Consider the following 13,772-nt stretch of genomic DNA (forward strand, 5'->3'; position numbering starts at 1 on the left):
CGGGACGAGACTGAGGAGCGGGCAATGGACGATGCGCCGATCGTGGTCGGTATCGACGGATCGGCGCCCGCGCGCGCCGCGCTGCAGTGGGCAGCCGCCGAGGCCGCCGCCACGGACGTGCCGCTGCTGCTCGTCTCCAGCGCGAACGCCGGCGGAATCGGCGCCTCGTCGCCGTTCGTCGACGAACTGCGCTTCACCGCGCGACGGAACCTGGCGTCCGCCGCCGAGTCCGTGCAGCGGGAGCACCCGGACCTGTCCGTCCGCACCGAGCAGTCGAGTCTGGTGGCCGCACAGGCGCTGCTCGGGCACTCCGGCCGGGCACGGATGCTCGTCCTCGGCCGACGTGGGCTCGGCGAGTTCACCGGCGGTCTGGTCGGATCGGTGACCTCGGCGGTGGTCGCGCATGCACGCTGCCCCGTCGCGGTGATCCCCGGCCCCGACGAGGCCGGACGCGGTGCGGACGGTCCCGTCGTGGTCGGCGTCGACGGTTCGCGGGCGAGCCTGCACGCCCTCGACGTCGCTTTCGAGGCCGCCGACCGCTACGGGGCGCCGCTGGTGGCGGTGCACGCCTGGTCGGACCGTGACCTCGTCGACGTGGTGGCCGGCACGCCCGGAGCGACGTGGGACGACGTCGACCAGCAGGAGAGCGTCGTGCTGGCCGAGTCCCTCGCCGGACGCGCGCAGGACTATCCGAACGTCGAGGTGGAACGGGTCGTGGTGCGGGACCGGCCCGTGCGCCACCTGCTCGAACGGGCGGAGAACGCCCGGTTGCTGGTCGTCGGCAGCCGCGGCCGCGGCGGCTTCGAGGGCATGCTGCTCGGCTCGACCAGCCGGGCACTGCTGCACACGACGCCGTGCCCGCTGCTCGTCGTCCGGCGCAGCTAGGGACTACTCCGGCCGGGGCTGCTCGTCCGGCGGCGGAGTGCGGCGGACGGGCAGGCCGAGGGCGCTGCGATCGCAGGCCCGCACCAGGTCGGTTGCCGTGACGATGCCGACGAGGCGGTCTCCCGACACGACGGCCACGAGGTCGAGCCCCGGCCGCAGCAGCACCCGGCTCGCGACCTCGGCGAGCGAGGCGTCGGCCGGTACTCGCGCCGCCGCGGGCAGCGGCCGGGCCCGGTCCGCGACGGTGACGACCGTGCGCTCGCCCTCCGGGACGGGGGTCAGGTCGGCCAGCGACACCACGCCGATGGGCCGGTTCCCGTCGTCGACCACAGGAAACACCCGGTGGTGCGTGCCGCGGGCCGCGACGGTGAGGAGCTGCGCCACGCTCGCACTCCCGGGTGCGGTCACCGGCGACGCCGTCATGACGTCACCGACCCGGGTGTCGCCGAGCTGGTGCCCCAGCGAGGCGTTCGCCAGCTCGGCGTTGGCTGCGGTCCGCAGGAACCAGCCGAGGAGCATCATCCACAGGCCGCCCGCGCTGCCGAGGGCGAGCGTCTCGGCGGCGCCGAGCACGATCAGCGCCAACCCCACCGCGCGGCCGGCGCGGGCGGCGCCGCTCGCGGCGGCGAGCCGGTCGCCGGTGCGGCGCCACAACACCGCCCGCACGACCCGCCCACCGTCCAGCGGCGCACCCGGCAGCAGGTTGAACACGGCGAGTACCAGGTTGGTCGCGCCCAGCCAGCCGATCGTCGCGGTCACCAGCGCCGGGACGGGCGGACCGAGGAACGAGGCCGCCGCCAGCGCCACGATGCCGATCACGACGCTCGCGAGCGGCCCGGCCAGCGCGATCCGCAGATCGGCCTTCGGGCTCGGCGGCTCGTCGCGCAGTTCGGACACCCCGCCGAGCAGCCACAGGGTGATCCCGTCCACCCCCACTCCGTAGCGGCCCGCCACCACCGAGTGCGCAAGCTCGTGGGCGAGCAGCGATACCAGCAGGCCCAGCGCCGCGGCGACGCCCGCGATCCAGAACTGCGTGGTGCTCGGACCGCTGATCCGCGCCGGCAGGATCGTCGCGGCCAGCAGCCACGACAGCAGCCCGAGCGTCGCGAGCAGCGACCAGTGGGCCCGGATCTCTATCCCCGCGACCCGGCCGAGCCGGACCGATCCGCGCAGCATCGTCAGACCCCCGGTCGGCAGATCATGGTCGGGCACGGCGCGTGGTGCAGCAGCGCCTGACTCGTCGAGCCCAGGAGCAGGCCGCCGAGCAGGCCCCGGCCGTGGCTGCCGACGACGCTCAGCTGGGCCCGTTTCGCCAGTCTCAGCAGCAGGTGCCGGGCGCCGATCTGCTCGACGATCTCGGTGACCGGCACGTCCGGGTACCGCTCGCGCTGCCCGGCGAGACACTCGGACAGCAAGGCCGTCTCTTCGGCCTCGACGACCGCCCAGTCGATCAGCTCCAGCGCCGCGGTGCGGTCCGCGACGTCGCCGGCGCCCCACGCGTGGGCGGCGAGGACGCCGACCCCGAGCGCCGCCGCCATGTCGAACGCAGCGGTGACCAGTGGGCCGGCGTCCGCGCTGCCGTCGATGCCGACCAGCACCGGCCGGCGGTCCGTGCCCGGTTCGGGTGCCGGATCGCCCCGCCAGAGGACGACCGGGCACGTGGACCGGTGGGCGACGCGCAGCGCGGTCGAACCGGCGAGCAGCGACCCGAGCGCACCCGAGCCGGTGGCGCCGAGCACCAGCATCCGGCTGCGGTCGCCGTGTTCGAGCAGCGCCAGATCGGCCGGGCCCGGGTGGACGGTCGTGACCACCTCGAGATGCGGGCGCTGCCGGCGCAGCTCGGCCGCGGTGTCGTCGAGCAGTTCGCGGCCCCACTCGGCGAGACGCTGGCTGTATTCGGCCCGCGCGCGCAGCGCGGCGTCACTGAAATAATTCCGGGGGCCGGGCAGCGCGTGGACGAGCTGCAGGTCCGTGCCGAGCCGCTCGGCGACGGCCGCGGCCCAGGTGGCGGCCTGTTTCGCGGCGTCCGAGCCGTCGATTCCGGCGGTGACGGGCGGCCTGCCGCGGTCGCTGCTCATTGCGTCTGCCTTTCGGTTCGGCTTTGCTCGATAACGATTATGTGCAAGCCTCGTACGGGCCGACGTGGACCTCTACCGTGTTGTTGCGTAACTGTCGGGGCCCCAGTTGTTGTTGATACATGATGTGCTGATGGAGCCTGGTGTGACTCATACTTCCAGAACCAAGGCCGGACCTCGGGGGGCTCGGGCGCTCGTCCGATTCCTGATCGCGGCGCTCGTGCTACCGCTCGCCGTGGCCTTCGCCGGCGCGGGCACCGCGTCGGCGGACCCGTACTCCCGCCTGCGGGAGCACTGGGTGCCCGCGCCGGGCGGTGTCGGCCAGATCAAGGTCCGTATCTGGCTGGCGAACAACGGCAGCAACAAGGCCATGTATCTGCTCGACGGTCTGCGCGCCACCGACGACGTGAGCGGGTGGGAGCACGAGACGAACGCCGCGTGGCTGTCCGACCACGGCGTCAACGTCGTGATGCCGGTGGGCGGCCAGTCCAGCTTCTACACGGACTGGTATGCGCCGAGCAACCTCAACGGTCAGCGTTACACCTACAAGTGGGAGTCCTTCCTCACCGAGAACCTGCCGGACTTCCTCGCCGGTACGTACGGCATCGACCGGTCCAGCAACGCCGTCGTGGGTCTGTCGATGGGCGGCAACGCGGCGCTGATTCTCGCGGCCTATCACCGGGACCAGTTCCGGTTCGCCGGCTCGATGTCCGGTTACCTGAACCTGTCCGCGCCGGGCATGCGTGAGGCGATCCGCCTGGCGATGCTCGACTCCGGTGGCTACAACGCCGACTCGATGTGGGGCCCGCCGTGGAACTCGGCGTGGCTGCGCAACGATCCGTTCGTCGCCGCGCCCAGCATGCGGGGGCTGCCGATGTGGATCTCCGCGGGCAGCGGCCTGCCCGGCCAGCACGATCGGCCGAACTCCGCGATCGGCGTGTTCAACACGGGCAACGCGATGGGACTCGAGGCGCTCGCCCTGGCGCAGAACCGCGCGTTCCAGGTGCGGTTGGCGACGTTGGGCATCAACTCCGCCCACTTCGATTTCCCGGCCGCCGGTACCCACACGTGGGGCTACTGGCAGGACCAGCTGTGGGCGATGCTGCCCATGATGAAGTCCTCCATCGGTGCCTGAACGGTTCTCCCCGCCGGCACCGGGCGTCCTGCAGGGCCGCGCCTTCGTGGTGACCGGGGCGAACAGTGGCCTCGGTGAGGCCACCGCCCGGGCCCTCGGCGCCGCCGGTGCCGACGTGGTGCTCGCGTGCCGGAACGTCGCCCGAGGTGAAGCGGTCGCGGCGGAGATCGGTCCCCGTGCGCAGGTGCGACGGCTCGATCTCGCCGACCTGGCGTCGGTGCGGGAGTTCGCGGCGGGCATCGAGACCGCCGACGTGCTCGTCAACAACGCGGGCGTGATGGCCGTGCCGCTGAGCCGCACGGCGGACGGTTTCGAGATGCAGATGGGCACCAACCACCTCGGGCACTTCGCGCTGACCGGGCTGCTGCTCGATCGGCTCACCGATCGGGTGGTGACGGTCTCGAGCACGAGTCACCGGTTCGGCCGGATCCACCTCGACGACCTGAACTGGGAGCGCCGGCGGCACTACAGCCGTTCCCTGGCGTACGCGGAGTCCAAGCTGGCGAACCTGATGTTCAGCCTCGAACTCGGCCGGCGGCTGGCGGCCGCCGGCTCGCCGCTGAAGGCCGTGGCCGCGCACCCGGGGTACGCGGCCACCGAGGTCGGCACGCACACCGGGACGTGGTTCGACCAGCTGTTCCGACTCGGGAAGAAGGTGCTCGGACGCACCCCCGCCGAGGGTGCGGAATCCGTCGTGGTCGCCGCCACCGATCCGGAGGTGACCGGCGGCTACATCGGACCGGACCGCTTCTTCGAGTTGTACGGCCCGCCGACCGTGGCCGCCTACAGCCGACACGCCGCGGATCCGGAGACCGCCCGGCGACTGTGGGAGCTGTCGGAGCAGCTCACGGGCGTGCGGTTCGACCTGTAGCGAACGCGCCTGTAGCGAACGGCGCCGGCCTGCGGCGTCGACGGGGACGCCGTGATGTCGTGACCCGTCGGGGTGGAAGGTCACGGTCCCGGGGGCGCCGCGCTGCGTCCGGCCGGGGCGCCGACCCGGGACGCGTTCCTTCCCCCGCGTAGTCCGCTCACCGTAGGGTGGCCGACATGACGGCTTGGACCACACGCGACATCCCGAAGCAGGACGGCCGCACCTTCGTGGTGACCGGCGCGAACAGCGGGCTGGGCGCGGTGGCCGCCCGTGCCCTCGGGGCCGCGGGGGCGCGGGTGGTGCTGGCGTGCCGGAACGTGGCCGCGGGCGAGGCCGTCGCCCGGGAGATCGGGCCCGCCGCGCAGGTCCGGCGCCTCGATCTGGCCGACCTGGCGTCGGTGCGGGAGTTCGCAGCGGGTATCGACGAGGTCGACGTGCTGGTCAACAACGCAGGTGTGATGGCGGTGCCGCTGCGTCGCACCGTCGACGGATTCGAGATGCAGATCGGGACCAACCACCTCGGCCACTTCGCCCTCACCGACCTGCTCCTCGACCGCGTCACGGACCGCGTGGTGACGATGTCGAGCACCATGCACCGGATCGGTCGCATCGACCTCGACGACCTGAACTGGGTGTACCGCCGCTACGACCGGTGGCTGGCGTACGGGCAGTCGAAGCTGGCCAACCTGCTGTTCACCCAGGAGCTGCAGCGCAGGCTCACCGAGCGGCGGTCCGCGGTCGTGGCGGTGGCCGCCCACCCGGGGTACTCGTCGACGAACCTGCAGTCGCACACCGAGTCGATCCAGGACCTGTTCCTGGGCGTGGCGAACAAGCTGGTGGGGCAGTCCGCCCAGACCGGCGCGCTACCACTGCTGTATGCGGCCACCGCGCCCGGCGTCGAACCCGGCGGGTACTACGGGCCGGGCGGACTGTTCGAGATGCGCGGCAGTCCCGAGCGTGTCGAATCCAACTCCCGCTCGCACGACGAGGCTGTCGCCCGTGGGCTCTGGGAGCTGTCGGCGAAGCTGTGCGCGCCCGCCGGATAGCGGCAGCACGTCAGTCCGAGACGCGCCGGATGTAGAGCAACCGGTCGCCGGTCATGACCGTCTCCACCTCCGGGGACCCGACACGCAGCAGGCGGCCGTTGCGTTCGATGCCCAGGACGATATCCGGCAGGTGCCGCGGTGAGTCGCCGACCTCGTCGGCTTCGACGTCGCGTTCGGCGATCGCGAAGCCTTCCTCCGGAGTGAGCAGATCCTCGATCATTTCCACGACGTTCGGGGTGATGGTGGCGGCTCCGAGCAACCGGCCCGCCGTCTCGGACGAGATCACCACCGTGTCGGCGCCCGACTGGCGCAGCAGGTGGGTGTTCTCCGATTCGCGGATGGCCACGACGATCTTGGCGGCGGGGGCGAGTTCGCGGGCGGTGAGGGTGACGAGTACAGCGGAGTCGTCGCGGTTGGCGGCGACGACGATCGAGTTGCAGTGCGGCACCCCGGCCAGACGCAGCACATCCGATTTGGTCGCCGAGCCCTGCACGGTGACCAGGCCCCGGCCGTTGGCGGCGTCGAGCACCACCGGGTCGGTGTCGACGACGACGATGTCCGAGGGCGCGGCGCCGTCGCCGAGCATCGCATCGACCGCGGTGCGGCCCTTGGTGCCGTAGCCGACGACCACAGTGTGGTTGCGCACCCCGTGTCGCCAGCGTTGGATGCGGAAGGTTTGCCGGGAACTCTCGGTCAGGGCGGAGAGGGTGGTGCCGACCAGGATGATGAGGAAGAAGATCCGAAGCGGGGTGATGACCAGGACGTTGACCAGACGGGCCGCGGGCGTGATGGGAGTGATGTCGCCGTAGCCGGTGGTCGAGAGCGATACTGTCGCGTAGTAGATGCAGTCCAGCAGCGACAGCTCGTTGTCCTGGTTGTCGGAGTAGCCGTCGCGGTCCAGGTAGACGACGAGCACCACCAGGGTCAGGGCGATCAGGGCGTACCCGATTCGGCGCACGATCGCGCGGCCCGGACTGGTCTGCAACTGCGGCACCCGCAGGATGCCCACCAGTGTGAAATCGGGTCGCTCGGTCAGGGTGTCGGAGCGGCTGAACCGGGCCCGGAGCGTGCTACCGGGCACGGCCGGCTTCGTTCGGTGCCGCGGCCCGGCCGGGGGCCCGGGGGCGCCTGGTGCGCTGTCGGAGACATCGTCAGCAGCCTACGTCGTTCCGACGGCCGTCAGGTCAGTTCGCTGAAGCGCTCGGTGTTGCGGACCTGGCCGGAGACGATGATGGTGTCGCCCGGAGCGAGCACGGTGTCGGCGGTGGCGTAGGTGAAGCCTTCGCCGGGGCGTTTGATCGCCACGACGGTGACACCGAAATCGGAGCGGACGGCGGTGTCGCCGAGACGCCGGCCGATCGCGAATGCGGGCGGGGTGGTCTTGACCATCGCGAAACCGTCGTCGAACTCGATGTAGTCCATCATCCGGCCGCGGACCAGGTGGGCGACGCGCTTGCCCATGTCGTGTTCGGGCCGGACGACGTGGTGCACGCCGATCTGGCTGAGGATCTTCGCGTGCGCGTTGCTGATGGCCTTGGCCCACACGTTCGGCACCGCCATGTTGATCAACGCCGAGGCCGTCAGCAGGCTGGCCTCGAGGTCGGAACCGATGCCCACGACGGCGCGCCCGTACTCGTGCACCGACAGTTGCCGCAGCGATTCCTCGTCGGTGGTGTCGGCGACCACGGCATGGGTGAGGCGGTGGGCGACCTTCTGCACGACCGCCTCGCTCGAGTCGATGCCGAGCACTTCCGTGCCCTGGGCCATCAACTCCAGCGCCAGTGATTTGCCGAAGCGGCCGAGTCCGAGCACGACCACGACGTCGGAGGCAGGTTTCCTAGCCAATGAAGGGCCTTTCGGTGGGAAGTTCGTAGCGCCGTCCGCGTTCGCGGGCGGCGAGGGCGCTGACCAGGGTGATCGAGCCGATCCGGCCGAGGTACATCAGCAGTACCAGGACGAGCTGTCCCCAGGCCGGAAGCTGAGCGGTGATTCCCGTGGACAGCCCGACCGTGGCGAACGCGGAGGTGACCTCGAACAGCAGCACGTCGAGATCGAATCCGGTGCCGGCGAGCAGGACGATGGTCGGCACCGCCACCAGACCGACGCCGATCAACGCTACCGACAGCGCCTGGCGCTGCACCCGGGTGTCGATGCGCCGGTCGAACACGGTCACCGAACGCTCACCACGGGCCTCGGCCGCGATGACGAACAGCAGCAGCACGAAGGTGGTCACCTTGATCCCGCCTGCGGTGCCGCCGCTGCCGCCGCCGATGAACATCAGCACGTCGGTCACGAGCAGCGTCGCGTCGTCCACCTGCGCGTAGTCGACGCTGTTGAACCCGGCCGTGCGGGGCATGACGCCCTGGAACGTGGCGACGAGCAACTTCTGGCCGAAGTGGTAGTGCTGCAGGGTGCGGGTCCATTCGAGGATCAGCACGAGCGCGGGTCCCACCACCAGCAGCACCGCGGTGACGGTCACGGTCAGCCGGGTGTGCAGGCTCCATCGAGTGCTGCGGCCCCGTAGGTGCCGGGTCACTTCGAACAGGACCGGGAACCCGATTCCGCCGAGGATCACCGCGATCATGAGCGGCACACAGATCCAGGGATCTTCGGCGAAGCCGATCATGTTGTTGCTGTAGAGGGCAAAGCCGGCGTTGTTGAACGCCGAGACGGAGTGGAACACCCCCAGCCACACCGCCCGCAGGGGTGGTTCCTCGTAGCCGAGCGCGAACCGCGCTGCGAGCGCCACCGCAGTGACCGCTTCGATGAGCACGCTCATCCGCACGACGCCGACGACGACCGAGCGGACGTCGCCGAGTCCGGATGCACGCGCCTCGGCGGCGGTGTTCAGTCGGGCCTTGAGGCCGATCCGGTTCGCGAGCAGCAGGCCCACGAGCGAGGCCATGGTCATGATCCCGAACCCCCCGGCCTGGATCAGGGCGAGGATGACGCCCTGGCCGAAACCGGACCAGTGGGTGGGCGTGTCGACGACGACCAGCCCGGTCAGGCACATCGCCGAGGTGGCGGTGAACAGGGCGTCGACGACGGAGGCCGCGGCGTCGGGCCGGCGCGCCGCGGGGGTGAGGAGCGCGGCCGTGCCGACGGCGATCGCTGCGGCGAAGCTCAGCGCCACGACCCTGACCGGGGTCAGGGTCGCCCGCGCCGCCAGTCGCCGCAGCAGGGACGGCGCGGATGCGCCGGCGGGTGTTCTCACCCGGAGGAGACTAGACCCGCTCCGGGTCGCCGGGGAACCGGGTAGAGATGACCGGAATTCGGGCTCCCGCCGCCGGCTCGTGCCACCGGCCGCCGCCGACGAACGTCACCCGTCCCGGGACCGGCGTGGCGCCGCCTCGCGTTCGTCCTGACCGCCGGCGAGCAGGCCGCTGACCCGTTCGTCCGCGGAGTCCAGGGCGCCTCTCGTCTTGTGCGCGGCGGCCTTCTCGGTGAGTTTCCCGGCCGGGCCGCCGACGATGTCCGTCAGGCCTTTCGGCTCGGTGGTGGAGATCTCGAGCCTGTTGACCGCCTCGGCGAAACGCAGGTAGGTGTCCACGCTCGCCACCACCACCCGGGCGTCGATGGTGATGATCTCGATGCCCACGAGCGAGACGCGGACGAATGCGTCGATGACGAGGCCCTTGTCGAGAATGGTGTCGATGACGTCGGCGAGGCCGGACGAGTTCGGCCTCGCCATCGTGCCGCCGCCGCCTCCGCCTCCGGATTGGATGGTCATGATCCGCGCTCCTTGCTGTCGCTCGGCGGTTCGCGTGCCGCCGGTCGCGCGGGGAGAGCACTCCTGGGGCGGTGCGCGTACAAGGGCTATAGCCGCGCACCCCCCGGTCGAAACCCGCCCGTCGACGGAAGTGCGGTCAAAGTCGAGCAAAACAGATACCGTTCGACCGGTTTGTTGATAGCGTCGTCGCAGGCCGGATCCGGGAGCCCGGCCTCGACGTCTCCGCGTCGTCCGGGATTGGACGAGGGGTAGTCCGGGACGATGCGGAGACGTCACGGCGTCCGGCGCAGCACGTGCGCCTCTTGTGCGGAGATGGCAGGGTTACCGCACACGCGGGACGTTTCGGCGCCACGATGGGGGAATGCAGGTGATGAGCCTTCCCGAGGCGCTGTTCGTACTGCTCGAAACTCCGTCGCGTCCACTGCACCTCGGGGCTCTCGTATTGTTCGAACCCCCGCCGGAGGCCGGGGGCGATCACGCCCGCCGCATGTACGAGATCCTGCTCACCCACGACGAGGTGGCGGACCCGCTGCGGCGGCGTCCCGTCCGGACCCTGCGCGGAGCCGGCTACCCGTTGTGGTCGCGTCCCGAGAACGTCGACCTGGGATTCCACGTGCGCCACACCGCCGTTCCCGGCTCGGGTTCGATGACCGACCTGCTGGCCCTCGTCTCCCGGATCCACGGGTCCCCACTCGACCCGCTCCGCCCGATGTGGGAGGTGTACGTCATCGAGGGACTCGACGACGGGCGCACCGCGATGTACGCGAAGATCCATCTGTCCCTCGCCGACGGTCCGGCCGGCCTGCGCCTGCTGCACCGGAGCATGTCCACCGACCCCGAGGCCTGCGACTGTCCCGCCCCGTGGAGCCCGGAGGTGGTCGCCCCCCGGGCTCGGCTGTCGACACTGCCCACGTCGTGGCTGCGCGCCGGGCTGCGGGCGGGCACGGAAGTGTTCGCGATGACCCCGGAAATCGGCAGGCTGGTCACCGACGGCGTGCGCCGGCACCGGGTGGCGCTGCCGTGGCAGACACCGCCCACGATCTTCAACGTCGCGGTGGGCCGGGGCCGGACCTTCGCGGCGCGTTCCTGGCAGATCGAGCGGCTCCACGCGGTCGCGACCGCGTCCGGCACCACGATCGACGCCGTCGCGCTCACGATGTGCGCCGGCGGCTTGCGCGCCTATCTGTCCGAGCGGTACGCGCTCCCGGAGTCACCGCTGACCGCGATGCTCCCGGTGCCGATGAACCTCGGTGGGGCCGCGGTCGGTCCCGGCGGTCGTGAGCCCGGAGTGGGAGCGATGGTGATCGGCCTGGCCACCGACGAACCCGATCCCGCGGTGCGGCTCGCCCGGATCGCCGACTCGCTCGTCCACACCGACCGGGTGGTCACCGCGCTCAGCGGAACCCAGTTCCTGATGCTGAGCGCGCTGTCGCTGAGCCCGCTCGCGCTCGAGCCGGTGCGGCGGTTCGTCGACGAGATCCCGCCGCCGTTCAACGTGCTGATCTCGTATCTTCCCGGGCCCTCGCGCACCCGTTACTGGAACGGTGCGCGGCTGACCGGCATCTACCCCGTGCCTGCGGTGCTGAACGGACAGGCGCTGAGCATCACCCTCACGGGGAACGACGGCCGGCTCGATCTCGGGGTGGTCGGCGACCGTCATGCCGTGCCCGCCCTCGACCGGCTGGTCGAACTCCTCGAGGGCGCACTCAGCGAACTGGAGAGCGCTGTGGGTACCCGGCCGCGGTGAAGCCGGCGGGCTCGACGGGGTGTCCGCCCCTGCCGATCTGCCCGAGCAGGTCCAGGGTGCGCAGATAGCGACGGACGAGATCGCCGGCCGACAGATCCGACTCCGCGGCCTCACGCAGGGCCGCGGACACCCCGTCGCCCCGGGCCCACCGGTGGATCGCCCGCATCGCCACCGGGTCCGGTTCGGGGCCCTCGGGCAGGCCGTGCCGGCGCTCGGCGTCCGACACCTCCCGCCACAGCCGGACCGTCGCGCGGTAGGCGGCGTCGACGCCGGCCGTGAGGGCCCCGCCACCGGGAGCCGGACGGCGCGCTTCGCCGAGCACGCTCGACACGACGGCGGCCAGCTCCGCCGGATCCAGGCCCGCCCACACGCCGGTCCGCAGACACTCGGCGACGAGAAGGTCGCTGCCGCAATAGATCCGGCCCAGGATCCGGCCGTGGTCGGTGACCACCGCCTCGCCGGAATACGGATCGGACAGCAGGTATCCGCGTTCGTCGAGCAGGCCGAGGACTCGGTCGAACGTGCCCACCAGCCGACCGGTGGCGGCGGCGACCTGTCCGCGCAGCACCTCGGTGTCGGCGGCCAGTGCCCGCCGGCGCTCGGCGACGGCGATCAGGCGTTCCCGATCGGGGTACCGGTGACCGGGGTGCGAACGCACGGCCCGCGCGAGCGCGGTCACCGCGTCGGCGGTTCCGGTGGTGCGCGCGACGGCCAACCGCTCCCGCAACTGCTGGTACTCGGCGAAACCCTCGGCGTCCCCGAGTTCGGCGTCGAGCAGACGCAGCGTCGCGGCGTTCGTCGTCGCGGCGGAGGCGAGCGCGGCCACCGAATGCTCCGCCTGGAACTGGGCGAAGGACCGTCCGAGCAGGTCCCGGGCTCCGGCGACACCGAGCCTGTCGACGAGGTTGACGGCGGTGTTGTAGCCCACCCGCAGGGAGCTGTTGAGCGGATAGGTGCGGGTGGAGGCGAGTCCCGCGACGGTGGCCGGCTGCACCTCCGGGCTCCACAGCACGACCGCGTGTCCCTCCCGGTCGACGCCGCGACGGCCGGCCCGTCCCGTCAACTGGGTGTACTCGCCGGCGGTGAGCCGGACCGGTCCGGCGGCAGTGTGCTTGACGAGGCGTTCGAGCACGACGGTCCGGGCGGGCATGTTGACGCCCACGGCGAGGGTCTCCGTGGCGAAGACGATCCGGACGAGGCCGAGGCCGAACAGTTCCTCCACGGCGTGTCGGAAGACCGGCACCATGCCCGCGTGGTGGGCGGCGAAGCCACGCTCGAGTCCGTCGAGCCAGTCGGCGAATCCGAGCGCATCGAGGTCGGCGGGGGAGACCCCGGCCGTGTGCCGATCGACGATGCGGCGGATGCGGGTGACGTCGGCGGCCTCGGTGAGCCGCAACGACGAACGCAGGCATTCGGCGACGGCCTCGTCGCAGCCGCTGCGGCTGAAGCGGAACCAGATCGCCGGCAGCAGCGACTCGGCTTCGAGCCGCGCCACGAGTTCGGGCCGGTCGACGCCGGCCGGGCCGGGCGTGGCGGAGCGGCGACGCCGGCGCCGGGACGGAACCGCGGGGGCGGCGTCGACGAGCTGGCGATGCGCGACGTACCGCACGAGATTCTCGTCGATCGCCCCGGTGGTGGGGGAGAACAGGTCGAACAGCCGTCCACCGGCGAGCACGTGCTGGTGCAGCGGCACCGGCCGGGTCTCCTCGACGACGACGGTGGTCGCACCGCGGACGAGGCCCAGCCACGCGCCGAACTCCTCGGCGTTGCTGACCGTCGCCGACAGGCTCACCAGCCGCACGGGGGCGGGGAGGTAGAGGATGGCCTCCTCCCACACCGCCCCGCGTTCACGGTCGGCGAGGAAGTGCACCTCGTCCATCACGACGTGGGTGAGCCCGTCGAGCAGGGGCGAGCGGCCGTGCAGCATGCTGCGCAGCACCTCGGTGGTCATCACCACGACGGGTGCGTGCGGGTCGAGGGAGACGTCGCCCGTGAGCAGCCCCACCTGCTCGTCCCCGAGCCGCGCGACCAGATCGGCGTACTTCTGGTTGCTCAGGGCCTTGATCGGGGTGGTGTAGAAGCACTTGCCGCCTGCGGCGCGCGCGAGGTGGACGGCGAACTCGCCGACGACCGTCTTGCCGGCTCCGGTGGGAGCGCACACGAGCACGTCCCGATCCTCGTCGAGGGCGCGGCAGGCGCGGACCTGGAAGTCGTCGAGGGTGAATCCGAGTCCCGCGGTGAACTGCGCGAGCCGCGGCCCGTCCTGCCTGCACACGCACTCCA

The 13,772-nt window shown here is 71.6% G+C and carries 12 protein-coding genes; 5 read left to right on the plus strand and 7 right to left on the minus strand.

Features of this window, described 5'->3' with window-relative positions:
• The first annotated feature begins 24 nt into the window (after positions 1 to 24).
• Positions 25 to 885, plus strand: a complete 861-nt coding sequence (locus QNA09_RS03640) for a universal stress protein (protein ID WP_017680877.1) — start codon at positions 25 to 27, stop codon at positions 883 to 885.
• A gap of 3 nt (positions 886 to 888) precedes the next feature.
• Here the strand turns inward: QNA09_RS03640 and QNA09_RS03645 are convergent, their stop codons facing one another.
• A complete protein-coding gene (locus tag QNA09_RS03645) occupies positions 889 to 2,097 on the minus strand; it encodes a site-2 protease family protein (protein ID WP_017680876.1) in 1,209 nt (402 codons plus the stop codon).
• Positions 2,064 to 2,963, minus strand: a complete 900-nt coding sequence (locus tag QNA09_RS03650) for a universal stress protein (protein ID WP_010593930.1) — start codon at positions 2,961 to 2,963, stop codon at positions 2,064 to 2,066. Before QNA09_RS03650 ends, QNA09_RS03645 begins: the two co-directional genes overlap by 34 nt.
• Positions 2,964 to 3,093: 130 nt before the next feature.
• On the opposite strand from QNA09_RS03650, the gene QNA09_RS03655 reads away from it, so the two are divergent.
• The 3 genes from QNA09_RS03655 to QNA09_RS03665 all read left to right on the plus strand — a co-directional run bounded on the left by QNA09_RS03655 (position 3,094) and on the right by QNA09_RS03665 (position 6,012).
• Positions 3,094 to 4,095 (plus strand): alpha/beta hydrolase family protein, encoded by a 1,002-nt coding sequence (locus QNA09_RS03655; protein ID WP_225222242.1) that lies wholly within the window; start codon positions 3,094 to 3,096, stop codon positions 4,093 to 4,095.
• Positions 4,088 to 4,966 carry an oxidoreductase gene (locus QNA09_RS03660; protein WP_048772385.1) on the plus strand — a complete coding sequence of 293 codons (879 nt, stop codon included), beginning with the start codon at positions 4,088 to 4,090 and terminating at the stop codon, positions 4,964 to 4,966. The genes QNA09_RS03655 and QNA09_RS03660 overlap by 8 nt, the downstream gene beginning before the upstream one ends.
• Positions 4,967 to 5,142: 176 nt before the next feature.
• Entirely contained in the window at positions 5,143 to 6,012 is an 870-nt protein-coding gene (locus tag QNA09_RS03665; protein WP_026137799.1) for an oxidoreductase, read from the plus strand.
• A 10-nt stretch (positions 6,013 to 6,022) separates the two neighbouring features.
• Here the strand turns inward: QNA09_RS03665 and QNA09_RS03670 are convergent, their stop codons facing one another.
• The 4 genes from QNA09_RS03670 to gvpJ all read right to left on the minus strand — a co-directional run bounded on the left by QNA09_RS03670 (position 6,023) and on the right by gvpJ (position 9,742).
• Positions 6,023 to 7,093, minus strand: coding sequence for a TrkA family potassium uptake protein (locus tag QNA09_RS03670; RefSeq protein ID WP_010593935.1), 1,071 nt, complete (start codon positions 7,091 to 7,093; stop codon positions 6,023 to 6,025).
• A gap of 98 nt (positions 7,094 to 7,191) precedes the next feature.
• The gene (locus QNA09_RS03675) at positions 7,192 to 7,857 is read right to left on the minus strand and encodes a TrkA family potassium uptake protein (protein WP_225222243.1); all 666 of its coding nucleotides are present in this window, start codon (positions 7,855 to 7,857) and stop codon (positions 7,192 to 7,194) included.
• The gene (locus QNA09_RS03680; RefSeq protein WP_119699469.1) at positions 7,850 to 9,226 is read right to left on the minus strand and encodes a TrkH family potassium uptake protein; all 1,377 of its coding nucleotides are present in this window, start codon (positions 9,224 to 9,226) and stop codon (positions 7,850 to 7,852) included. The genes QNA09_RS03675 and QNA09_RS03680 overlap by 8 nt, the downstream gene beginning before the upstream one ends.
• A gap of 105 nt (positions 9,227 to 9,331) precedes the next feature.
• Positions 9,332 to 9,742 carry a gas vesicle protein GvpJ gene (gene gvpJ, locus QNA09_RS03685; RefSeq protein WP_119699470.1) on the minus strand — a complete coding sequence of 137 codons (411 nt, stop codon included), beginning with the start codon at positions 9,740 to 9,742 and terminating at the stop codon, positions 9,332 to 9,334.
• 361 nt (positions 9,743 to 10,103) lie between these two features.
• On the opposite strand from gvpJ, the gene QNA09_RS03690 reads away from it, so the two are divergent.
• Complete coding sequence (locus QNA09_RS03690; protein WP_040274123.1) at positions 10,104 to 11,489, plus strand: wax ester/triacylglycerol synthase family O-acyltransferase; 1,386 nt, start codon at positions 10,104 to 10,106, stop codon at positions 11,487 to 11,489.
• Here QNA09_RS03690 and QNA09_RS03695 read toward each other — a convergent pair.
• Positions 11,449 to 13,764 carry an RNA helicase gene (locus QNA09_RS03695; RefSeq protein WP_119699471.1) on the minus strand — a complete coding sequence of 772 codons (2,316 nt, stop codon included), beginning with the start codon at positions 13,762 to 13,764 and terminating at the stop codon, positions 11,449 to 11,451. The two genes, QNA09_RS03690 and QNA09_RS03695, sit on opposite strands and share 41 nt — an antisense overlap.
• Between the last annotated feature and the right edge of the window lie 8 nt (positions 13,765 to 13,772).

This window comes from Rhodococcus sp. AH-ZY2 (genome assembly GCF_030916465.1).
Taxonomy (GTDB): Bacteria; Actinomycetota; Actinomycetes; order Mycobacteriales; family Mycobacteriaceae; genus Rhodococcus; species Rhodococcus ruber.

Bases quoted from the DNA above. Each gene is read 5' to 3' on its own strand.
- QNA09_RS03640 (WP_017680877.1), top strand. From the start codon at position 25: ATGGACGATGCGCCGATCGTGGTCGGTATCGACGGATCGGCGCCCGCG.
- QNA09_RS03650 (WP_010593930.1), bottom strand. From the start codon at position 2,963: ATGAGCAGCGACCGCGGCAGGCCGCCCGTCACCGCCGGAATCGACGGC.
- QNA09_RS03655 (WP_225222242.1), top strand. From the start codon at position 3,094: ATGGAGCCTGGTGTGACTCATACTTCCAGAACCAAGGCCGGACCTCGG.
- QNA09_RS03665 (WP_026137799.1), top strand. From the start codon at position 5,143: ATGACGGCTTGGACCACACGCGACATCCCGAAGCAGGACGGCCGCACC.
- gvpJ (WP_119699470.1), bottom strand. From the start codon at position 9,742: ATGACCATCCAATCCGGAGGCGGAGGCGGCGGCGGCACGATGGCGAGG.
- QNA09_RS03690 (WP_040274123.1), top strand. From the start codon at position 10,104: ATGCAGGTGATGAGCCTTCCCGAGGCGCTGTTCGTACTGCTCGAAACT.